This is a genomic window from Micromonospora sp. NPDC047738, assembly GCF_040642675.1.
GTDB lineage: Bacteria > Actinomycetota > Actinomycetes > Mycobacteriales > Micromonosporaceae > Micromonospora.
In genome coordinates, this window is record NZ_JBEYSO010000057.1 from 1 (window position 1) to 20,760 (window position 20,760).

At 70.5% G+C, this 20,760-nt stretch carries 16 protein-coding genes and 1 riboswitch; of the genes, 8 read left to right on the top strand and 8 right to left on the bottom strand.

Translation table 11 applies throughout. From position 1 onward, the window contains the following. The 4 genes from ABZ783_RS36345 to ABZ783_RS36360 form a co-directional block, all read right to left on the bottom strand. Window positions 1-537, bottom strand: a 537-nt coding sequence (locus ABZ783_RS36345; RefSeq protein WP_357447391.1) for a hypothetical protein, incomplete at its 3' end; no start/stop codon positions are given. A 1,251-nt stretch (window positions 538-1,788) separates the two neighbouring features. Continuing rightward, window positions 1,789-2,784 carry a ribonucleotide-diphosphate reductase subunit beta gene (locus tag ABZ783_RS36350; protein WP_357447431.1) on the bottom strand — a complete coding sequence of 332 codons (996 nt, stop codon included), beginning with the start codon at window positions 2,782-2,784 and terminating at the stop codon, window positions 1,789-1,791. A 35-nt stretch (window positions 2,785-2,819) separates the two neighbouring features. After that, the gene (locus tag ABZ783_RS36355) at window positions 2,820-5,141 is read right to left on the bottom strand and encodes a ribonucleoside-diphosphate reductase subunit alpha (RefSeq protein WP_357447434.1); all 2,322 of its coding nucleotides are present in this window, start codon (window positions 5,139-5,141) and stop codon (window positions 2,820-2,822) included. A gap of 214 nt (window positions 5,142-5,355) precedes the next feature. Then, window positions 5,356-5,573, bottom strand: a riboswitch (cobalamin riboswitch). Between the two features lie 238 nt (window positions 5,574-5,811). After that, on the bottom strand, window positions 5,812-6,147 hold the full coding sequence (locus tag ABZ783_RS36360) for a transposase (protein ID WP_357447437.1): 336 nt from the start codon (window positions 6,145-6,147) through the stop codon (window positions 5,812-5,814). A 178-nt stretch (window positions 6,148-6,325) separates the two neighbouring features. On the opposite strand from ABZ783_RS36360, the gene ABZ783_RS36365 reads away from it, so the two are divergent. The 4 genes from ABZ783_RS36365 (at window position 6,326) to ABZ783_RS36380 (ending at window position 13,030) form a co-directional block, all read left to right on the top strand. Further along, the gene (locus ABZ783_RS36365; protein WP_357447395.1) at window positions 6,326-6,811 is read left to right on the top strand and encodes a GNAT family N-acetyltransferase; all 486 of its coding nucleotides are present in this window, start codon (window positions 6,326-6,328) and stop codon (window positions 6,809-6,811) included. 13 nt (window positions 6,812-6,824) lie between these two features. Beyond that, window positions 6,825-10,301 carry a BREX system ATP-binding domain-containing protein gene (locus tag ABZ783_RS36370; protein ID WP_357447398.1) on the top strand — a complete coding sequence of 1,159 codons (3,477 nt, stop codon included), beginning with the start codon at window positions 6,825-6,827 and terminating at the stop codon, window positions 10,299-10,301. Window positions 10,302-10,466: 165 nt separating this feature from the next. Continuing rightward, complete coding sequence (locus ABZ783_RS36375) at window positions 10,467-11,843, top strand: FAD-binding oxidoreductase (protein WP_357447401.1); 1,377 nt, start codon at window positions 10,467-10,469, stop codon at window positions 11,841-11,843. Between the two features lie 230 nt (window positions 11,844-12,073). Further along, entirely contained in the window at window positions 12,074-13,030 is a 957-nt protein-coding gene (locus tag ABZ783_RS36380; RefSeq protein WP_357447404.1) for an RICIN domain-containing protein, read from the top strand. 132 nt (window positions 13,031-13,162) lie between these two features. Here ABZ783_RS36380 and ABZ783_RS36385 read toward each other — a convergent pair whose 3' ends face one another. Beyond that, window positions 13,163-15,565 (bottom strand): PEP/pyruvate-binding domain-containing protein, encoded by a 2,403-nt coding sequence (locus ABZ783_RS36385; RefSeq protein WP_357447407.1) that lies wholly within the window; start codon window positions 15,563-15,565, stop codon window positions 13,163-13,165. A gap of 326 nt (window positions 15,566-15,891) precedes the next feature. Here ABZ783_RS36385 and ABZ783_RS36390 point away from each other — a divergent pair, with 326 nt between their 5' ends. After that, on the top strand, window positions 15,892-16,110 hold the full coding sequence (locus tag ABZ783_RS36390; RefSeq protein WP_357447410.1) for a hypothetical protein: 219 nt from the start codon (window positions 15,892-15,894) through the stop codon (window positions 16,108-16,110). A gap of 102 nt (window positions 16,111-16,212) precedes the next feature. Next, the gene (locus ABZ783_RS36395) at window positions 16,213-17,019 is read left to right on the top strand and encodes a DivIVA domain-containing protein (protein ID WP_357447413.1); all 807 of its coding nucleotides are present in this window, start codon (window positions 16,213-16,215) and stop codon (window positions 17,017-17,019) included. 39 nt (window positions 17,020-17,058) lie between these two features. Here the strand turns inward: ABZ783_RS36395 and ABZ783_RS36400 are convergent, their stop codons facing one another. Beyond that, on the bottom strand, window positions 17,059-17,940 hold the full coding sequence (locus ABZ783_RS36400; RefSeq protein ID WP_357447416.1) for an NAD(P)-binding domain-containing protein: 882 nt from the start codon (window positions 17,938-17,940) through the stop codon (window positions 17,059-17,061). A gap of 96 nt (window positions 17,941-18,036) precedes the next feature. Between ABZ783_RS36400 and ABZ783_RS36405 the strand changes: the two genes are divergently transcribed. Further along, a complete protein-coding gene (locus ABZ783_RS36405; RefSeq protein ID WP_357447419.1) occupies window positions 18,037-18,375 on the top strand; it encodes a helix-turn-helix domain-containing protein in 339 nt (112 codons plus the stop codon). 70 nt (window positions 18,376-18,445) lie between these two features. Continuing rightward, window positions 18,446-19,204, top strand: a complete 759-nt coding sequence (locus ABZ783_RS36410) for an ElyC/SanA/YdcF family protein (RefSeq protein ID WP_357447422.1) — start codon at window positions 18,446-18,448, stop codon at window positions 19,202-19,204. A 59-nt stretch (window positions 19,205-19,263) separates the two neighbouring features. Here the strand turns inward: ABZ783_RS36410 and ABZ783_RS36415 are convergent, their stop codons facing one another. Further along, window positions 19,264-19,980 (bottom strand): DUF2071 domain-containing protein, encoded by a 717-nt coding sequence (locus tag ABZ783_RS36415; RefSeq protein ID WP_357447425.1) that lies wholly within the window; start codon window positions 19,978-19,980, stop codon window positions 19,264-19,266. A 143-nt stretch (window positions 19,981-20,123) separates the two neighbouring features. Next, window positions 20,124-20,255 carry a hypothetical protein gene (locus ABZ783_RS36420; RefSeq protein WP_357447428.1) on the bottom strand — a complete coding sequence of 44 codons (132 nt, stop codon included), beginning with the start codon at window positions 20,253-20,255 and terminating at the stop codon, window positions 20,124-20,126. Window positions 20,256-20,760: the final 505 nt, after the last annotated feature.

The following is a 20,760-nucleotide window of genomic DNA, read 5'->3' on the forward strand; positions in this document are numbered from 1 at the left end:
ACCCGCCTCGGCGGCGACGTGCCGCATCCGGTCGACGATCTGCCCGCGCACCTGCTGGGACAGGCGCGTGTTCAGGGTGGCGCCCATGCCCTTGGATTCCATCGACCGCAGGTCTTCCACATAGATCACGCTCGCCCCGGCGGCGATCGCCTGATCCACCGTCCAGCGGGCGGCGGCCCAGGCAAGCGCAGCGTTCAGGTTTGCGCGGCGCTCAGACACGTGGCGGATCTCGTCGCGGAGCACCGCATGCTTACCGACGAGTTGATGCCGCTCGGCATCGCCGATAAGCCGCTGGTACTGCTCGGCCTTGGCGTGCAGCCGCTCACCGTGACGGCGCAGCCGGTGCTGCTTCGCGAGGACCCCGGCGGCCCGGAACTGAGCCCCAGCCCCCAACGCCGTGATCCGGCCGTCCTCCTGGAGTCGGAGGGCTCCGGCGGACATCAGGGTGTTCAGGCCCCAGTCCACACCGAGCGCCACCGCGTGACCGGCGCGGCGGGTTTTCGGTACGGCGTGGGTGAATGCCACATCGGCGCGCACCCTGCCACCCATGACACGGACAGTGGGCAGGTGCAGCACCGCACCCGCAGGGACCGTGGGCGGCAGGATTATCGGACAGGCAACCCACGTCCAGTCCCCCGTACGCTCGCGGATCCGGTCGTGAGGGCAACTGCAGCCGCAGTAGCGCTCTGCCCGGGTCGGTGTCGCTGCGTTCGAGGGTGGCCTGCTGCCGATCACACGCGGCCAGCAGCAGCATCCGCGGGATCTTCGGCGTGCCTTCGAGTTCGAACACGTCCACCGGCAGCCGGCCGTTGGCGTTGAGGAACGCGACGGCCTGCCGGGTCCGGCCCTTGATGACGGCAGACGGCAGATGCTCCCCGCCAGGGATCGACGCCCGAACCTGCTCCCACTCGACGGGGGTGCGCTTGCGTGGATCGGCCGGCCAGGTCGCCAGGACCCCGGCGGTTACATCGGTACGCCACCCCGCCGAGCGAAGAGCACGCCCGGCCTGCTCCTGGACCATCCGCACGACCCGGTCATTGACCTTCACACCCTCCGGGGCGGTGATGGTCCACCCTAGGCGCCGCAGCGCCATCCACGCGTGCGACGGAAGTTTCCGGCCGCCCGCGTCCTGCCCGGAGGTCAACACCTGCACATCCGCAGTGTTCCAATGCTCACCGATCAGGGCGCCCACCATGCCGGCCACCAGATCGGCACACCAACCGACCCGCTGCGCAAGCACCGGCTGAGACAGCACCTCACCGGTCTCCTCGTCCACACCCCCACGCACCAGAGTGCGGACGCCCGCGGTCCGGGCAACCTCGCCGTCGGCCAGCGGCAGCCTCCCACTCACCGGCTCGCCGCCTCGACACCAATCCACGAGAACCGGCGCTCACGGTCGACCCACGTCACCGGAATCCTCCCCGATCCAACCCAAAGACCAAGCGTCACCAGGTGAACACACCCAGACGCTTCACGACCTTTGAGAGCCGAAGAAATTCCACACGATCAATCTACGATCACTAACGATTCCTAATCAAGTTGGTGAGCCTGTCGGAGCCGTTGGTCAGGCGATCGAGCAGGTGTTGGGGGTCGGCATTCCCCAGGAGGCCGACTTCATCAAGAAGGACATCGTCAACCGGACCGTCGTGGAGCCCGACGTGCCGCTGTGCCGGGACTGATCGGGCCCAGAGTTCGGCTGGCATCCCGCCAGGCGCGGGGCCGGCGGATGCCTCTGACCATCACCCCCGGGGCGGCTGTGCCGCCGCCCCGGGGGGGGCGGGTGTTGGCTCAGAAGTCGTCGTCGAAGGTGACCGCCCCGCTCACCCCGACCTGATAGGCCGACACCCGGCGCTCGAAGAAGTTGGACAGCTCCTGCACATCCTGCAACTCCATGAAGGCGAACGGGTTGGTCGACCCGTACACCGGCGCGATGCCGAGCTGGGTGAGCCGCCGGTCAGCGACGTGCTGGAGGTACTGGCGCATGTCCGCCAGGGTCAGGCCGGGCACGCCCTGGCCGAGCAGGTCCTCGGCGAACTGCGCCTCGCAGTCGACGGCCTCGGCGAGCATCTGCCGGACCTGGTCGGCGAGGTCGTCATCGAACAGGTCTGGCTCCTCTCGGCGGACCGTGTCGACCACGTCGAAGGCGAACGCCATGTGCATCGACTCGTCGCGGAACACCCAGTTGGTGCCGGAGGCGAGGCCGTGCAGCAGGCCGCGGGAGCGCAGGAAGTAGACGTAGGCGAACGCGCCGTAGAAGAACAGGCCCTCGATGCAGGCGGCGAAGCAGATCAGGTTGAGCAGGAACGCCCTCCGGTCCTGCTTGCTCCGTAGCTCGCGTAGGTCCTGCAGGGAATCGATCCACCGGAAGCAGAACTCGGCCTTGCGCCGGATCGACGGGATGTTCTCGATGGCGGCGAACGCGGCGGTCCGTTCGGTCTCGTCGGGTACGTAGGTGTCGAGGAGGTTGAGGTAGAACTGGACGTGCACCGCCTCCTCGAACAGTTGCCGGGACAGGTAGAGGCGGCCTTCCGGGCTGTTGACGTGCTGGTAGAGGTTCAGCACGAGGTTGTTGGCGACGATCGTGTCGCCGGTGGCGAAGAACGCGACGAGCCGGCTGACCAGGTGCCGCTCGGCGGGGGAGAGCCGGTCGAGGTCGGTCAGGTCGGCGTGCAGGTCGACCTCCTCGACCGTCCAGGTGTTGCGGATGGCGTCGCGGAAGCGGTCGAAGAAGTGCGGGTAGCGCATCGGGCGGAGGTTCAGATCCATCCCGGGGTCGAGCAGCATCGGTGTGGTCTCCGTGGTGGTGTCGGTCGGGGTGGTCACTGGCAGGCCTCGCACGCCTCGGGGTTCTCCAGCGAGCAGGCCAGCGCCTCCGCATCGAGGCTCACCGGTGGAACGACGGCGGACACGGTGGCCTGCTGGATGCGGGTGGCCGGTCGGGACCGCAGGTAGTAGGTCGTCTTCAACCCGCTCTTCCAGGCGTACAGGTACATCGAGGAGAGTTTGCCGATGGTCGGCGTGGCCAGGAACAGGTTCAGCGACTGGGACTGGTCGATGAAGGGTGCGCGGGCGGCGGCTAGGTCGATCAGCGCTCGTTGCGGCAGCTCCCACGCGGTGCGGAACAGCTCCCGCACCTCCGCGGGCAGCTCCGCGACATCCTGGACCGACCCGTCGGCACGTTTGATCGCCGTCCGGATCTGCTCGGTCCACAGCCCGCGAGCCTTGAGCTCGGCGACCAGGGCAGTGTTGACCTGGAGGAACTCCCCGGACAGGGTCTCGCGTTTGAACAGGTTGGACACCTGCGGCTCGATGCACTCGTAGCAGCCGGCGATCGAGGCGATGGTGGCGGTCGGGGCGATCGCGACCAGCAGTGAGTTGCGCAGCCCGTGCGCGGCCACCCGGTCCCGCAGGGCGTCCCAGCGCGCGGTCTGGCTGCCGGTGACGCCCCACAGGTCCGGTTGCAGCTGCCCGCGTGCCGCCCGGGTCTGCGCGAAGGCGGGGTGCGGGCCGTGCCGTTCCGCGAGGTCGGCGGAGGTCTCCAGGGCGGTCAGGTAGAGCTCTTCGCTGATCCGGGTGGACAGCTCCCGGGCGGCGGGGGAGTCGAACGGCAGCCGCAGCGCGAAGAACACGTCCTGCAGGCCCATCATGCCGAGGCCGACCGGCCGCCAGCGGGGGTTGCTCGCCGCCGCCTGCGGGGTGGGGTAGTAGTTGATGTCGATCACCCGGTCGAGGAACGTCACCGCGGTACGTACGGTGGCGCGCAACCGTTCCCAGTCGATGCCGTCGCCGGTGAGGTGGGCGGCGAGATTCACCGAGCCCAGGTTGCACACCGCGGTCTCGGCGTCGCTGGAGACCTCGATGATCTCGGTGCAAAGGTTCGACAGGTGCACCACGTTGCCGGGCTCCGCGGTCTGGTTGCAGAGCCGGTTGGCGGCGTCCTTGAACGTCATCCACCCGTTGCCGGTCTGCGCGAGGGTGCGCATCATCCGCCCGTACAGCTCCCGGGCCGGCACCTGCCGCACCCAGCGGCCCTGCGCCTCCGCCGCCCGATACGCGGCGTCGAACTCCACACCCCACAGGTCCGGCAGCTCCGGCACCTCGTCCGGGTCGAACAGCGACCACATCCCGTCCGCCTCCACGCGGCGCATGAACTCGTCCGGGATCCAGTTCGCCAGGTTCAGGTTGTGCGTACGCCGGGCGTCCTCGCCGGTGTTGTCCCGCAGCTGCAGAAACTCCTCGATGTCCGGGTGCCACGGCTCCAGATAGACGCAGGCGGCACCCTTGCGCCGGCCGCCCTGGTTCACCGCGGCGACACTGGCGTCCAGGGTCCGCAGCCACGGCACGATGCCGTTGGACCGTCCGTTCGTGCCCCGGATCAGCGCCCCGCGGGAGCGGACCCGGGAGAACGCGATGCCGATGCCGCCGGCGAACTTGGACAGGTTGGCCACCTGCGCGTACCGCTGGTAGATGGAGTCCAGCTCGTCGCGGGGCGAGTCCACCAGGTAGCAGGACGACATCTGGGTGTGCCGGGTGCCGGAGTTGAACAACGTCGGCGAACTCGGCAGATACGCCAGGCTGGACATCAGCCGGTAGAACCCGATCGCCTCGTCCGGCGTGTGCGACAGGCCGCACGCCACCCGCAGCAGCCAGTACTGCGGCGTCTCCAGCACCAGCCGGCTGGTCGGGTGCCGCAGCAGGTACCGGTCGTAGACGGTGCGCAGCCCGAAATACTCGAACCGCAGGTCGCCCGTCGGGTCGACCGCCTCGTCGAGGATGCGGGCGTGGGCGGCGACGAAGGCGGCGGTGTCGTCACCGATCAGCCCTTCGACGTGGCCGCGCCGGATCCCCTGGCTGAACGAGCCGATGTCCTGCCCGCGTACCTCCTTGTCGACGTATCCGGCGAGCAGACGGGCGGCGAGCCGCGAGTACTGCGGCTCCTCGCCGATCAGCTCGGCCGCGGTCTGGATGGACAGCCGGTCCAACTCGTCCGTGCTCGCCCCGTCGTACAAACCGCTGATGGTGCGGGTCGCCACCCGCAGCGGGTCGATGTCGGTGAGGTCGGCGCTCCACCGTTCGACCGCCCGGACGATCCGGTTGACATCGACGGGTTCGAGGTCACCGTTGCGCTTGCGGACGTGCATCTGCACGCGCCGCTGCCCGGGCAGGGCGATATCGCCTGGTAGCCCGTCGGTGGTCGGGTGGACCTTGGTGCCTGTCACTACTCACTCCTCGCGAGCTCGAGACCGGATGGGCCTCGGCGCGCGGGGTGCAGACACCGAGGGACACGCGCCGGCATCGGCGGTGTCCCGTGGGCGTCGGCCGTCCCGCGCGGCCTCGGACCGTCACACGCCCGTGCGGGGCGTGCGACGCGCTGGCAGGTCTTCGGACTCGTGGGCACAACCGGCGGAACCGGTCGCCTACTGGCCGTCGCTTCCCAGGCCATCGGTGGCCCAGTGCTGATGACGGCGGTCGTTCCCACTCACCGCTGCGGGGCAGTCCCGGATTTCCACCGGGTTCCCTCTTGCCTCGGCCGTCCCGTGAGAGGCGGCCGAACCAGCTGCGCCAGACACCATATATGGCCGTGCGGGTGCCTGGGCAACACCAGATGTCGCGTCGGCGTGTCAGCTGCGTCTCACCTCGGGCCCGGCAGGGCTCGGCTGTTCGGCCCGTTCGCCGTCCGATGGGACGCCGCCGTGTCAGTCGTCGCCGACGGCGGCAGCCGGTGCGCCGAGTGTGATCGTCAGGCCCGGGGCGCCGCCGCACGGGCGCGAACGGTTGTCCTCCTACAGCGTGTCTCATTAGTCCGTTGGGTCATGAGACACCGCCCTTCTCGGGCGTCCCTGCCGTCACGGATGTTCGTGGCGGCGGGGTTCCTCCGTCATCGGGGCTGGTTTCACCGGCGCGTGGGCGCCGGCCAGAGCCGTCCCCTCGGGAGGCGTTGATGACCGGGCCTCGTGCTTCGGGGTCCCGGGTCTGGGCGTGGTGTTGTTCGGCCCAGACGGCGAGGTTGACCGCCGCGTTGACGTCCCGGTCTGCCGTGTGCCCGCATTCGTCGCAGCGGAAGATGCGTATGGACAGGGGTGGGGCGGGGCCGATGGTGCGGCAGGCGCTGCACATTTTGGTGGACGGGTACCAGCGGGGTGCCATGGTCGCGAACCGAGCCGCCCCCGCATGACGGGCCAACACCACCACCTGCGACGGCGACGGATCGACCGTGAACCGGAACGCGGTAAACCTCCCCACAACCCCACAGCATGCCCGCCACCTACGACACTTCTGAAACACGCACTAGCCGCGTCCAAGTCGCGGATGCCACGGTGCCGACATGGCACAGTACGAGGTCCCCACGCCCAGCACGCTGCTCCTGCGCATGGTGCGGCCGGAGCAGGCTGCCGCCGCGCTGCGGATGCTGCACGAGTCGGACCCCGCGTCGGAAGTGCCGGCGGTCGGGTTCCGCGTCGCCACCCTCTCGGACGTCTCCAGCGATCCCTCCGTGGCGCCGCTCGCCGCGTGCGTCGTCCATCACCAACCGAATGATCCGACGGCGTGGCTCGGACGGTTTGCGGTTTCGGTGCCGTTCCGGCGGCGTGGGCTTGGCCGGCGCCTGCTCGCCGAGCTCTCCAGGGTGCTGCAGGCCGAGGGGGCGCAGCGCCTGTGGGTTCACCTGGGCGCCGACCAGCCAGCGGTGCGCGCGCTCCTCGCCGGCGCTGGATTTGTGGTCTGCCAGGTAGAGCCGACCGCCGTATTCCCAGCCGGTCTTGCGGCCAGCGAGGATGACCCGGAGGCCGGGTGGTGGGTGCGCGAGCTCTGAGAGGGGAGGCGGGATGGGCGTGGCAGAGCCCGCTGCTCCCTGGGCGGCGGCGCTGGACTTTCGCGTACTCGGCCCGCTGACGGTCACCGGCCCGTGCGGCGGTGAGCTGCGCCTCGGCACTCGGAAGCAACGCGCCGTGCTCGCGTTGCTGACGCTGGAGGCGGGACGGGTCGTATCGCTGGACCGCATCATCGCGGGCCTGTGGGCGGATGAGGCGCCGTCGAGCGCCACCGGCACGCTGCAGGCGTACATCTCGCAGCTGCGGCGCATCCTGGAGCCGGGCCGTTCGCCACGCGCCGCGCCCGCCGTGCTCCTCACCCGGGAGCCGGGCTATCTGCTCGCGGTGCGGCCGGATCAGGTGGACGCGGTGCGGTTCGAAACGCAGGTCGAGGCCGGTCGGGCCGCGCTCGCCGCGGACCTGCCCGGGGAAGCGGAACGGCTGCTGGCCGTCGCGCTGGAGCAGTGGCGCGGCGAGCCGTTGCTCGAGTTCGCGGACGAAGCCTTCGCGATGCCGGTGGTCACCCGGCTGACCGCGCTGTGCCAGGACGCCACCGAGGATCTCACCGAAGCCCGACTCGGCCTGGGGCGGAACGCGCAGGCAGCCGCGCAGGCCCGGGCGCTGCTGCGGCAGGACCCGTTCCGGGAGCGGTCGTGGGCCCAGCTCATGGTGGCGCTGTACCGGGACGGCCGCCAGGCCGAAGCACTGGAGGCGTACCGCGAGGCGCGCGCGATGCTGGACGAGCAGCTGGGGCTGCCGCCGGGCCCACAGCTGCAGGCGCTCGAGCGGGCGATCCTGCGGCAGGATCCCGCGCTGGCGCTCACTCCCCGCGCGGACACGCCCGCGGCGACCCCGGCCGCACCTCCCGCGCTGCGCTCCGAGCCGCTGCTGGGCGCTGGGGCAGCCGATGCACGGCCGACCGATGGACCGGGCGTCGTGCCCACGCCGGAGCCGGCTGCGGCCGCGACGATGGTGGGCCGCGGCCCGCAGCTCGAGTCGATCGACGACCGCCTCACGGCCGCGACCCGGCGCCGGGGCGGGCTGCTCTTCGTCGCTGGCGGAGCCGGCGTCGGCAAGACCTTTCTCACCGAACGCGTGGTCGAGCGAGCGACGGCGGCGGGGATGGCGGTCGCCTGGAGCCGGTGCGTGGAGGGGAGCGCCACTCCCGCATTCTGGCCGTGGATCCAACTGATGCGCGAGGTGCCGCCGAGCCCCGAGCAGGAGCGCCTTCTCGCCGCGCTGACCGGGGTCGCGGAGTCGCGGGAGCCGGCAGGTGACCCGGACGCGGCACGGTTTCACCTCTATGAGGCTGTCGGCGAGCTGCTGCGTACGGTGGCGGAGCGGCAGCCGACGCTCTTGGTCATCGACGATGTGCACCTCGCGGACGCCGCCTCGCTGCGGCTGCTGACCCATCTCGCCGGCGGACTGAGCCGGCTGCCGATACTGGTGCTCGCCACGATGCGCGCTGAGCCGGGCGATCATGACCAACCGCTGCGCGAGATGCTCGGCGCGCTGGCGAACGAACGGGGCGTGGAGCGGGTGACCCTGCCGCCGTTCTCCGCGGCCGACGTGCGTGACTACCTCCGGTCGGGCGCGGTGGAGCCCGACGTCGCCGTCGTCGCCGCGCTGCACGAGCGGACCGGCGGGAACCCGTTCTATCTCCGGGAGCTGCTGCGGCTGCTGGCGAGCGAGCACCCCGGCGGCTGGACCAACCAGGAGGTGATCGCGGAGTCCGCGGTGCCGGAGAGCATACGCGACGTCATCGGCCGGCGGATCGCCCGGATGCCCGAGGAAACCCAGGCCCTGCTGCGAGCTGCCGCCGTCATCGGACGCGATGTCGACACGGTGCTGTTGGAGAATGCCGCCGGTCTGGACTACGAACGGGTGCTGAGCCTGCTCGAACCGGCTGTCGCGAGCGGCCTGCTGGTCGAGGTGCCCGACGGCTGGAACTACCGGTTCGCCCACTCCCTGGTCCGCGACGCTCTCTACGCGGAGCTGAGCCGGTTGCAGCGGGCGCGCGTGCACCGGCGGGTCGGCGAGGCGCTTGAGGGCCTGCACCGAGCCGAGGATCTCGCCACGATCGGGCTGCTCGCCCACCACTTCGCCGCCGCCGCCCGGATCGGGGCCTCGGCGAAGGCAGTCAGTTACGCCCGGCGTGCCGCGGAGTTGGCCGAGGCGCAGCTCGCCTATGACGAGGCGGTGGAGTTCCTCACCGTCGCCCTGGCCGCGCTCGACCCTACGGGCGCGGACGCGGTCAGCTGCCGATGCGAGCTGTTGGTGCAGCTGGGCAAGGCCAGGCGACTCGCCGGTGATGTGGTCGGCGCGCGCGTCGCGTTGAACGAGGCGGTCGCGCTCGGCACCAGGCTCGGTGACGACTCGCTGGTGATCGATGCGGCCACGGTCTTCGGCGGTGTGACGCTCTGGAACTGGCGGACTTACGGGCAGGTGGACGAGCGCATGGTGGCGATCCTGGAGGACCAACTCGCCCGGCTTGACCCGACCGACCACGTGCGTCGTGCGGCGCTGCTCGGCACGCTCGGAGTTGAGCTGTTCTACGGTGACCGACGCGACGAGGGGGAGCGGTTCGCCGAGGAGGCGGTCGAGCTTGCCCGCCGGTGGGGCGACGTGGAACTGCGGGCGCGTACCCTCAGCAACTACGCGGTAGCCGCCGCCAGGGTCCCGGACCGCGACGACCGACGGTTGGCCGTCGTGAACGAGATGCTCGAGCTCGGCCCGCTGCCTCGACGGGTGGAGATCGTAGCCAGGCTGCATCGCATGATCTTGCTGATGTCCACCGGCGACCTCGCCGGGTACGACCGCGACCTGGCGCGCTGCCGTCACCTGTTGACGGAGATCCGCCTGCCCGAGCTCGCTGGTCAGATCACCTACGCCGCCGGCGGGCGGGCCATCCTGGACGGGCGCTGGGCCGAGGCTGAACGCTTGGTCGAGGACGCCTTCGCCGAGCAGCGGCGGACCAGCATGTGGGGCGGGAAGTGGATGAGGTTGGTCCTGCTCTACACCAGCCGCCGCTTCCAGGGCCGGCCGGGTGAGCTACTCGACGAGCTGGTCACTCGGGCCGATGAGCCGGAGCTGATCCTGCTGCGCCCCACCGCGGTGCTGGCCGCCTGCGAATCGGGCGACGAGGCGCTCGCCGGGAAGCTGCTGGAGAAATGGGGCTGGACGATCCGCGGCGACTGGTCCTGGGACATCGTGACGTACCAGTGGGCTCTGGTCGCCGCTCGGCTCGGCGTACCGGATCCGGCTCGCCTCTACGAGATCCTCTCCCCGTTCGCCGACCGGTTCGTCGGCGTCGGCTCCGGCGGCGCCACGTGGGGCTCGAACCACTACGCGCTCGCCGAGCTCGCGCACCGGCTGGGCCGAACCGAACATGCGGGCGTGCATGCGCACGCCGCGCTCGCCGCACATCGGCGGCTGGGCGTGGCGCACCTCATCCAGGCGAGCCTCAGCCAATCGGTGCGGCTCACTGCCTGACCTCGGCCGCGTCGGCCCGTACCGACATTTCCGTCTCCGCACGTCGCTTGGATCCCGCTTGAACGCCAGTCCATGCGTGGGCCAAGTCCGACCCAAGCGCTGGCTGACACCGTCAGGTCATCCGGCGCCCGGCCTGTGGGCGCCCTGCCCATGAGGAGTCAACCGGTGCGTACGGTCGACACCGTCGCCTTGGCCCGGCGGGTCCGCGGACCCGTGCTACAGCCCGGCGACGACGGCTTCACTACTGAGATCGCCGGGTTCAACGCGGCCATCGTCCACCGGCCGGACGTCGTGGTGGGAGCCACCGACGCCGGTGATGTGGCGGCGGCGGTAGGTTGGGCCGCCGAGCAGGGACTGGCGGTGGCCGTGCAGTCGACCGGCCACGGCCAGCTGGCAGCCACTGACGGCGGCATCTTGATCACCACGCGGCGACTCGACGAGGTTCGGGTCGACCCGGTCGCCCGGCGGGCCAGAGTGGGCGCCGGCGTACGGTGGCAGAGCGTGATCGAGACGGCGGCCGAGCACGGCCTGGCCCCGCTCAACGGGTCGTCCTCCGGCGTGGGCGTGGTCGGTTACACACTCGGCGGCGGTGTCCCGGTCATGGCCCGCACCTTCGGATTCGCCGCCGACCACGTTCGGGCGGTCGAGCTGGTGACCGCGGATGGAATGCTCCGGCGGGCCGACGCGGCGAATGAGCCGGATCTGTTCTGGGCCCTGCGTGGAGCCGGCCGCATCGGCTTCGGCGTGGTGACCGCGATCGAATTCGATCTGGTACCGGTCCGCAGCCTCTACGGCGGTGGCATCTTCTACCCGGCGAGCGCCACGGCGGACGTACTGCACGCCTTCCGGACCTGGGCCCCGACCCTGTCCGAGCAGACGACCACGTCCGTCGCCCTGCTGCGCCTGCCCGACCTGCCGCAGCTGCCCGAGCCGCTACGCGGGCAGTTCGTGGTCCATCTGCGGATAGCGCACCTCGGCGGCGTCGAGGAAGGTGAGCGCATGCTCGCTCCGATGCGGGCGGTGGCACCGGCGTTGATCGACTCGGTGGCGGAGATGCCGTACGTCGGCGTCGACGCCATCCACTCCGACCCCACTGACCCGATGCCGGAACATCACGCCGGGGTCGTGTTGCGGCATCTGCCGGCCGAGGCGGTGGACGCGCTGATCGCGGTGGCCGGCCCCCACGTGGAGGTGCCGCTCGCGATGGTGGAGCTGCGACTCCTCGGCGGCGCGCTGGCCCGGCAAGCGGCGGTGCCCAACGCCGTGAGCGGCCGCGGCGGGGCCTTCTCGCTGCTGGGACTCGGACCGCTGCTGCCCGGGCTCGAGCAGGTCGTGCCGGCCGTCGTAGGCAGCGTCCTCGACGCGCTTGAGCCGTTCGTCGCTCCCGGCCTCGCCTTGGCCAACTTCCGGGGATCCTTGGAGGCCGCCGACGGTCCCTACGGTCCCTGGTCCAGCGCGGACGCCGGTCGGCTCAGTGAGATCAAGAATCTTCACGATCCAGCCGGGATGTTCCGTTCAGGAGTACGAAGCCTCGTCGGTTAGCTATCCGCCCTGCCACGTCTCGTAACCCCTGAACTTACCCCGTCGCGCCATAGCTACATCGACGCACTCCGATCTATCATGGTCGGGGGGGTGGTTGCTCGGTTCAGGAGTGCGAAGCGGGCAGTGCAGGTCCCTGGTGGATAAACCGTCGTCCTTGGGAGGCATGCGTGCGATCCGATCCCGTAAGCAGAAGATTCCCGTGGCGGCGGAGCGCCGGCCGGATTCGACCCGTGCGACTGTTGGCCGTGACCCTGGCCGCTGTGTTGATGGTTCCGCCAGGTGCGGCCCCGGCCCCGGCCTCGGCCGACGGCACCGCCCGACCGGTGCCGGCATCGCTGAACGCGGGGGTCGGTGTGCCCACGGGCACGATGGCCGCGGCGGCCTCTGCCGCCGCCACGGTCTGTGCCAAGGTGGCCGCCAAGGCCGGCTTCTCGTACACCGCGAACGTCAGCACGTCTGCGGGCAACGTCCGGCAGATCGTGGTCGCTGTGGCGGTCGCCATGGCCGAGTCGAGCTGCAACCCGTCGGCGACGGGCCAGAACCCCGGCTCGATCGACCGGGGCTTGTGGCAGATCAACAACTATTGGCACCCCGAGGTCAGTGACGCCTGCGCCTACCAGGTTCAGTGCAACGCCAACGCGGCGTGGAACATCTCCAACCACGGCAGCAACTGGACCCCGTGGTCGACCTACAACAACGGAGCATGGCGGAACTACCTGAACACTGCGCGCGACGCCATCACCGGGTTCTCGTTCCAGCTGAAGAGCCGGGGCGCCGGTACCTGCCTGGACGCCATCTCGTCCGACGTCCGCAACGGCGGGCGGATCGCCCAGTGGCCCTGCAACAGCAGCGACAGCTACCAGCAGTGGCGCGTGGTGGTCGGCGCGAACAACTACAACCCGGTGCTCCAGAACGTCGGCACCGGCACCTGCCTGGACGCCATCTCGTCCGACATCCGCAACGGCGGGGCGATCACCCAGTGGGCCTGCAACACCACCGGCGATCCCTACCAGCGGTGGTGGTTCTCGGGCAGCGGGCAGCTCAACACCAACGGCGACGCCAACGCCGGACTGCACAACGTCGGCACCGGGACCTGCCTGGACGCCGACGCATCGACCGCCGGCCAGAACGGGAACATCTTCCAGTGGGCCTGCTCCGGCAGCGATCTTTTCCAGCTGTGGAACTGATCGCGTGACGACAGGCCTCGCCGGCTGGACTGCCCGCGAGGCATGTCCCCCGGTCGTGCTTCGGGGCAACGCGCTCGGACTCGCCAACGACCCGGAATTCGGCCTGGTCGGGGCAGTCTTCACCGGCACCGGTCAGTGGATCGTCACGGTTCCGGCTGCGGCGTCCACGGTGATGATCTGACCTGTGGAGATTTTCCGGGTCGCGTCCGGGACACAGATGACGGCGGGGATGCCGTACTCCCGGGCCACGGTGGGGCCGTGGGCCATGACCGCACCGGTTTCGGTGACCAGCGCTCCGGCGGTGAGGAACAGTGGGGTCCATCCCGGGTCAGTGGTGGCGGTGACCAGGACGTCGCCGGGTTCGATGTGGGCGGTGGCCGGGTCGTGGACGACCCGGGCGGGGCCGGTCGCCCGGCCCGCTGCCGCCCCTACGCCCGTCAGCGCGCCATCCGCGGTGGCCGGCGCCGGCAGGATCGCCTCCAGGTCGGTGCCGTCCGACAGCAGCGCCACCGGTACGGCCCGGCGGCGCGACTCCCGCTGGTGGACCGCTCTGCGGGAGGCGACCGTTCGCCGGTGGTCGACGTTCTGGTGCACGGCGTCGTGCACCTCGTCGAGGGACAGGAACATGATGTCGCCGGGCTGATCGAGCAGTCCGCTGCCGGTCAGGTCAACGCCCACGGAGAGCAGTTGCCGCCGCATCTCCTGCAGCCGGTACAGGCCGGCGAACTTGCCCGCCTCCCGCAGTCCGGCCAACGCCCGGGCACGGCGCAGCAGGAACCCGGCGAGACGCCCCCGCACCGGCCTGCGGCGGCGGGCCCGGGCACCGAGCTCGTGGAGGGTGGCTTCCGCGGTGGCGGCCGCACGTGCGAAGCGCCGGTCGGGTGCCTGTTCCGGATCGGTGACCCGTAGGTAGTTGGCGATCATGGTGAAGATCGGCGCGGGGTCTTCGTTCCACCGCGGCACTCCGAGGTCGACCTCGGCGACGCCGCGGTGGCCGTAGGTGTCCAGGAACGCCGCCAGCCCGATGTCCGGGAGCGTCCCCTGCCGGTACCGCGCGGCCAACTCGTCGGGCGGCGTGTGCAGCAGCAACTGTCGGTGGTCGCCGGCGCGCTGGGTGAGCCGCCACAGCGCGAGATCCATTTCGATGGTGACGTTGTAGGGCATCCCACCCAGTACGGCGTGGATCTCTTCCTCGCGAACGACGCCCTTGAGCAGGTGAGCCGGCAGCGCGGCCGCGAGCATGCCGGCCACGATGGGGGAGACGATGTCAGCTGGGCTGCTCGCCGCCTCCTGGGCCCGCACGAAGCGCAGCCGTTCCGCGGCGGTACGCAGGCCGTCGGGCGCAGCCGACCGGAGTTTCAGCTGTTCGACGGCGTCGAACATCCGCGTCCGCGCCGCGTCGGGTCGGGCCAGCGCCCGCACGACCCCGACCATCAGCCGCACGGCCGCCCACAGGGACGCCCCGTTCGACCCGCGTCGGCGCTCCGGACGGTCCTTGTCGGGAGCGAACCGCGGGTCCGCCAGGACCTGCTGCATGACCGCCTGGGCGCGCGGTCCGAAGTCGACCGCCATGAGCTTGACCAGCCGTTTGCGGGCGGATCTGCTGCGCGCCAGGTCGGTCAGGTCGCCGTAGAGCCGCCCACCGATGTCGACGATCTCGGCCCTGATGCCGAGCGCGGCGAGCATCGCCGCGACCAGCGACTTCAGCGTGGACATGCCCATCGGCGTGACGGGCTGGAGCATGCCCTGGACGTGGCCGAACTCCAGGTAGACGCGAGGAAGGGGTTTGTCGGTGTCCGGAGGGAGGGGGAAGAGTGTGGTGATTGGCCGCGACTGCAGCAGCCACATCGTCCCGTCCTCGTCGATCACCCACTCCACGTCCTGCGGGCAGCCGAAGTGCCGCTGGAGGCGCTCGCCGACGGCCCGCAGCTCGGCCAGTTGGGCCCTTGCCAGGCAACCGGTGCCAATCTGGCCCGACCCGCTGAGGAGGTAGTGGTCGACGACAGCTTGGCCGTCCACCACCGCCGTGCCGGGACCCGGCGCGGCGTCGACCATCATCTCCGTGCGGCAGCCGGTCAGTGCGTTCGCCGTGAACAGCACCCCCGACACCTCGGCGGCGACCATCCGTTGCACGACGACGGCCATCCGGACCGCGTCGTGATCGATGTGGTGGGCGTCGCGGTAGGCGACCGCGCGGGCGTTGTGCAGCGAGCCCCAGCACTTCGCGATCGCAGCTATCAGTTCAGCGGCGCCGGTGACGTTGAGGACGCTGTCCTGCTGTCCGGCGAAGCTTGCGTCCGGCAGGTCCTCGGCCGTCGCGCTGGACCGCACCGCCACCGGGCCCGCACCGAGCCGCTCGTACGCGTCGACAATCTCCGCCTGCGGGATGACGCCCGACTGGTACGCCTCGGTGGTGACGCAGAACCCCGGCGGCACACGCTCGCCCCCGCGGATCAACTCGCCCAGGCCGGCCGCCTTGCCGCCGACCAGATCGATCATGTCGGCGGACGCCTCGGACAGCGGGATCACACGCATGGGACCACCTTCTTTGCAATACGACTGCATCGCAAACCACGGTACCTCGCAATGCAGTCGCAATGCCAGCGACCGCCCCTGGCTTGGACGATGAGGCGGGGAGCTGGCCTGGGGCTCCGGGCCGTTTTGCTATGTTCTCCGGCCAATGCCATCCGATGCGGACACTGGCGACCTCGCCGACGAGATCGACCACCCGTTCGGCAACGAGGAAGGCGGCAGTGACGTTGCGCGGTCCCTTGTGGACCGCGCGGTGCGAATGATGATCTAATTCCTTCAGGTTCGACCGAGTAGCCGGAAATGCCAGGCTGCGTAGCGAAGGAGTTCTCATGCCCGTCACCGCCGACCTCACCAAGCTGGTCGACAAGGCCTACCAGGACAGGAGCGTCACCGAGCTGGTCGACGCCCCGGTGTCCGCCCTTGCCGGAGTCAGCGACGGTGGTGCCAAGCTGCTCAAGGAGGCGCTCGGCATTGTCACGATCGGCGACCTCGGCCGCAACCCCTACTTCCGCACCGCCAGCGCGCTGGTCGCCCTGACCGGCAAGTAGTCCCGCTTCCGGCCATGCCCGGGCGGCCAGCTTCCGTAGCCGCCCGGGCATGCCACCCGGACAGCAGTGGCAGGCAGAAGTTGAGGGTCCCGGAGGTGACCGATGAGCGAGACCCCGATCAGAACTGGCGACGGAACTCAGGTCCCCGCTCCGCCGGCGGTGCGGACAACCGCCGACCGGGTGAGGCGCTGGCAGTTCAACACCCCGTCGCTCGCCCGTCGGGGCTACGACTCGGACGAGGTCGACCGTTTCCGCATCCAGGCCGCCGACGAGCTTGACCTGCTTGCTACCGAGATCGCACGGTTGCGGGCTGAGAACGAGCGGCTCGCCGGCCAGCTTGAGCTGCACCGCCACGGGGTGATCCCGAGCGCCGGCGCGGCCGCGGACTTGCCCCGAGCCAACGAGGTCAACCTGCTGTCCGAGGCCCAACGGGAGGCCGAGCAGATCATGGCCCAGGCCCACGAGTACGCACATCGGGTCGCCGAGTACGCCCGTGCGCAGTACGACAACTCCGTACGAGCGGCGGGCGGCGGCGCTGCGCAGGAGGCGCGGCGGGCGATGCACAACCGCCGCGGCGCTGGAGTCGAGCGCGACGACGCGGCACGAAAGGTGATGCCGACCGGCGGCGAGACAATGATCGCGCAGATCCGGGCGGTGGCCCGGCACCTTGACGACGGCCGGCAACAACTTGCCCGCGCGCTCGAGCGTCTCGCCGCCGAGCCGACGAGAGCTCAGGGGGTCGCGGGCGGGCCCGTGACGGCTGCTCCGCCCGGGACCGGCCACGCCGGCGCCGCCGGCTCGGTCCGCGTCCGGGTGGCCCCGGTGGACGAGCCAACCGTAGCGATGGCAACGATCAACAAGGCCGGCGCGAGGGCTGGCGGCACCATCCAGCCATCCAGCACTGCCTGACGCCCCAGCATGATCGCCGCTGGGGCGGCAAGCGGCCGGTCAATGCAGCAGCAGGTCGATCACGCCGGTCAGGTCCTCCTCGCCGCTGCCCTCGGCCAGTCGGCGACGCATCAGCTCGAAGTACGGGCTGAGCAGTTCCGGGCTGACGCCCTGCTGTTCGGCAGTGCTCAGGAAGGTCGGCGTGCCGGCCACCTGCATGGCGAGGTTGGAGACCACGCCCTTGGTGTAGTCGCCGCTGCGCAGCTGTTCGGCGGTCTGGTGAACTGCCGGGGCCATGGCGATGAGCCAGTCCGCGAGCAGCGGGGCGAGCGACGCCGGGTCGATGTCCTCCTTGCGGATCAGGGCGAAGGCGTGCGCGACCCCGGCGAACATCCCGTACATGGCGCTGAGCAGGGCCACGTCGTGCAGCGCCGCGAAGCCTGGATCCCTGCCGACGTAGGTGGTGCCGGCCGGGACGCCCAGGGTCTCCTGGTGGCGCTCGAACAGCTCCTGCGAGCCGCTGTAGAAGACGTAGCCGCCGGCTTCCGGGATGCCGATCATCGGAGGAACCGCCATGATCCCGCCGTCCAGGTAGCGGGCGCCGCGCTCGCGGGCCCACTCGGCTCGGGCGCGCGCCTGGGCAGGGGTGCTGGTGGTCAGGTTGACCAGGTCCCGGTCGGCCAGGTCGGTGCCAGCCAGCACCTCGTCGACCGAGGCGTCGTCCAGCAGACAAACGACGACCAGGGTGTTCGCCGCGACCGCCTCAGCGGCGCTGTCCGCGACCCTCGCACCCTCGGCGCCGAGCGCCGCGGCACGGGCCGGGGTGCGGTTCCAGACGGTGAGCGGGTGGCCGGCGGCGAGCCAGGTACGGGCCAGCGCGGTGCCCATCGCGCCGAGCCCCAGCAGCGTGACGGAGGTCTTCTCAGCAGTGTTCTGTGCCATGCCGATCAGGCTGGTCGTAGGCCCGTAGGTGATCAAGTACGCACTTCGGAGTGGGTGGTTACCCTGGGGTTTGCGAGCACGTCAGAGGGTGGGGGCATGGCGACGTTGAACCGGCCGGGCGCACCAGATGGACACGCCTGCGGGATCGACACCGCGATGGAGGTGATCGGCGGCAAGTGGAAGGTGCTGATCCTCTGGGCGCTCCACGAGCACCCCTACCGTCGCTTCGGCGAGCTGCGTCGACTGCTTCCGGGGATCACCGAGAAGGTGCTGGCCTCTCACCTGCGCGAGATGGAAGCGGACGGCGTCGTGCACCGCGTCTCCTACGACGAGGTACCGCCCCGCGTCGAGTACTCGCTGACCGAGGACGGCACGCGCCTCAACGACGCACTCGAGCCGCTGGCCGCCTGGGGACGCCAGCGCTCGACCGCTTGACTGCTGCTCAACCCGCCGCCAAGACGCGTCCAGGACCGTTTCCGCTTGAGCTGGTGCCTACCATCGGGCAATGACCGTCACGCCAGACCCTTCCGCGTCGCTCCCACCCGGCGATGCTGGCGGTCCGCGCCCCGCCGAGCCGCCCGGACACTCCAGCCCTCGGCCGGTCCGTCGGCGACGTCGACTCGTCCAGCGGGCCCTCGTCGTCGGGGCCGGGCTGGTCCTGCTCCTCGCTGCGCCGGCGCTCTGGGTCCGGGCGAACTCCGCCGGCCATCTGCACCCGTACGACGAGGCGCCCGAGGCGCCGGTCGTGATCGTGTTCGGCGCGCAACTGGCACCGGGAGGCACCCAGCCCATGCCGTTCCTGAAGGGGCGGCTGGACGTGGCGACCCAACTGGTCAAGGACGGCAAGGCGAACGTCGTGCTCGTTTCCGGCGACCGCGTCGGCGCCTCCGGCGACGAGATCGCCGCGATGACGGCGTACCTTGTCGCCGCAGGCGTGCCCGCCGAGCACATCGTCGGCGATCCGTACGGTCTCGACAGCTACGACACCTGCAAGCGCGCCCATGACGTCTACGGCGTACGCCGGGCGCTGCTCGTCAGCCAGTCACTGCACCTGCCCCGCGCGGTGGCGCTGTGCCGGCGCCTCGGCATCGACGCGAGCGGAGTCGCCGCCCGCTGTGACGGCTGCCGGCGAGTGACTCTGGCGAAGAACGCCGCACGCGAGGTACCGGCGGCGTGGAAGGTGGCCTACGACCTGGTGACCGCACGCCCGCCCGCGGTGTCCTCAGCTCCCGACCCGGTGCTCCAGCAAGCCCTCGACGAGTAGACGCCCACCGCCTCTCTGGCCGCAGAAGGCGGTGGTGGTTGAGGGCGGATGAGCGGCGATTAGCGATGCCACCTGCCCACGCGTACGGGAACGCCGAGAGACGCGTGGAGGATCGGTTCGCCGGCCGGCGCGGGCAGTTTCGCCCCGGTCAGCAGGTCCTGGTCCAGCCGGAGCAACTCGACCCGGCGCAGCGGCCACTCCGGGTGTTCCACCTCGGCGGCGGCAAGCCCTCCGGCGATGACGGTGAACAGTCGGTACCGGGCGGTCAGGAAGTGGGCGAGCTCGTCGCGCTCCACCTCGCGCAGCGGTGGGCCCAGCCGCACGTCGGCGTCACATCGCAGCCGTCGAGGGCCGGGCTGGCGACGCGCACAGCGGTAGGCGACCCGCGTGCCGCTCACCCGTACCGCCATGTCCGACCAGTAGTAGGGCAACCGGTAGCCGACTCGGGCCGCGAGGACCGCGGGCAAGCGGGCCGCGTCCAGCGACAGGAACCAGATTCCCCGCCGGCCTTGCCGGTCCTGGGCGTAGGTCCGGACGTTGGTCTCCGGAAAGCTCGACAACCACGGTACGGCTGGTAGTGCTGGAGTCCGCACTCCCTGCATGAGGAACGGTGTCAAGCCGACCCAGGCCGATCCGTCGAAGGTATCCACCGCCAGCCCGGGCGGCAGCAACGGCTGCAGCATCGAGGGTGGGCAGCGCCAGTGGATGAACGTTATCCAGCTCCACCGGTGATACATCAGCGGCCGGGGCACCTTCGGTGACGGCGGAGCCTCCATCCGCCTCCCTCCACCTGATCATGAAACGGCACTGCGGGGCGGACCCGCATGAGCGGTCCGCCCCGTCGCAGCAGCCGACTTGGCCTGGCGTGAACGCCGACGCGCCGCGGCGTCCCGACGGCGATCGCCTGGTCAGCGCCGGCTCAGGCCCGCACGGCGTCCATGGCCTTTTTCAGGGCGCGCGGCGCCGTCGGTTTCCGCGGTGCCTTGTTCTTCATCGCGGCCAGCCGGGCGCCGAGATCCTGCAACTGCTGGGGCGGAACAGCGTCCCGCACCTTCGGGAACCACTCCTTTTCTTCTTCCTCGATGTGGTGGGTGACCGCCTCGATAAGGACCGTCGTCTTGGCCTCGAAATGTCGTCGTCGGGGCTCATCATGCTCAGCTCAAAGCCCAGCACGTCCGCGACGTGGTGTTCCTCGTAGGATTCCAGTACGAGGTCCGGCACCAGCGTCCCTGATCAGCTTAGCGATCCTGAGTCGGATGGGGTTTCCGGGATCGTTTCCCATCGTGGTGGGGTCGCGTGGGCGTGGAGGTGGAATCCTGCGCCGAGTGCGGCTCCTCGTGGCCGGTGGCCGGTGGTGGTGGGTGTGCTGGTCGTGGTCACGCTCTGGTGTCGGTGGGCTGCGCGGGGCAGCTTCCGGTCCGTTGGTGCGTGTCCCTCCGGACGCTTGCCCGCTCGGCTGTGGGGCCGGGTGGGGGAGGGTGCCCTGCGTCGCCTGGGCGCGGGGCGTGAGGTGCGGGGCCGGGTGGGGCCGGTCTTCGACCGGTCCCTCCGACTGG

Excerpts from the sequence above, each read along its gene's own strand:
- ABZ783_RS36405 (WP_357447419.1), top strand. The coding sequence starts at position 18,037 with ATGGCGACGTTGAACCGGCCGGGCGCACCAGATGGACACGCCTGCGGG.
- ABZ783_RS36385 (WP_357447407.1), bottom strand. The coding sequence starts at position 15,565 with ATGCGTGTGATCCCGCTGTCCGAGGCGTCCGCCGACATGATCGATCTG.
- ABZ783_RS36410 (WP_357447422.1), top strand. The coding sequence starts at position 18,446 with ATGACCGTCACGCCAGACCCTTCCGCGTCGCTCCCACCCGGCGATGCT.
- ABZ783_RS36370 (WP_357447398.1), top strand. The coding sequence starts at position 6,825 with ATGGGCGTGGCAGAGCCCGCTGCTCCCTGGGCGGCGGCGCTGGACTTT.
- ABZ783_RS36400 (WP_357447416.1), bottom strand. The coding sequence starts at position 17,940 with ATGGCACAGAACACTGCTGAGAAGACCTCCGTCACGCTGCTGGGGCTC.
- ABZ783_RS36365 (WP_357447395.1), top strand. The coding sequence starts at position 6,326 with ATGGCACAGTACGAGGTCCCCACGCCCAGCACGCTGCTCCTGCGCATG.
- ABZ783_RS36390 (WP_357447410.1), top strand. The coding sequence starts at position 15,892 with ATGCCCGTCACCGCCGACCTCACCAAGCTGGTCGACAAGGCCTACCAG.
- ABZ783_RS36350 (WP_357447431.1), bottom strand. The coding sequence starts at position 2,784 with ATGCTGCTCGACCCCGGGATGGATCTGAACCTCCGCCCGATGCGCTAC.
- ABZ783_RS36355 (WP_357447434.1), bottom strand. The coding sequence starts at position 5,141 with ATGCACGTCCGCAAGCGCAACGGTGACCTCGAACCCGTCGATGTCAAC.
- ABZ783_RS36360 (WP_357447437.1), bottom strand. The coding sequence starts at position 6,147 with ATGGCACCCCGCTGGTACCCGTCCACCAAAATGTGCAGCGCCTGCCGC.
- ABZ783_RS36395 (WP_357447413.1), top strand. The coding sequence starts at position 16,213 with ATGAGCGAGACCCCGATCAGAACTGGCGACGGAACTCAGGTCCCCGCT.
- ABZ783_RS36415 (WP_357447425.1), bottom strand. The coding sequence starts at position 19,980 with ATGGAGGCTCCGCCGTCACCGAAGGTGCCCCGGCCGCTGATGTATCAC.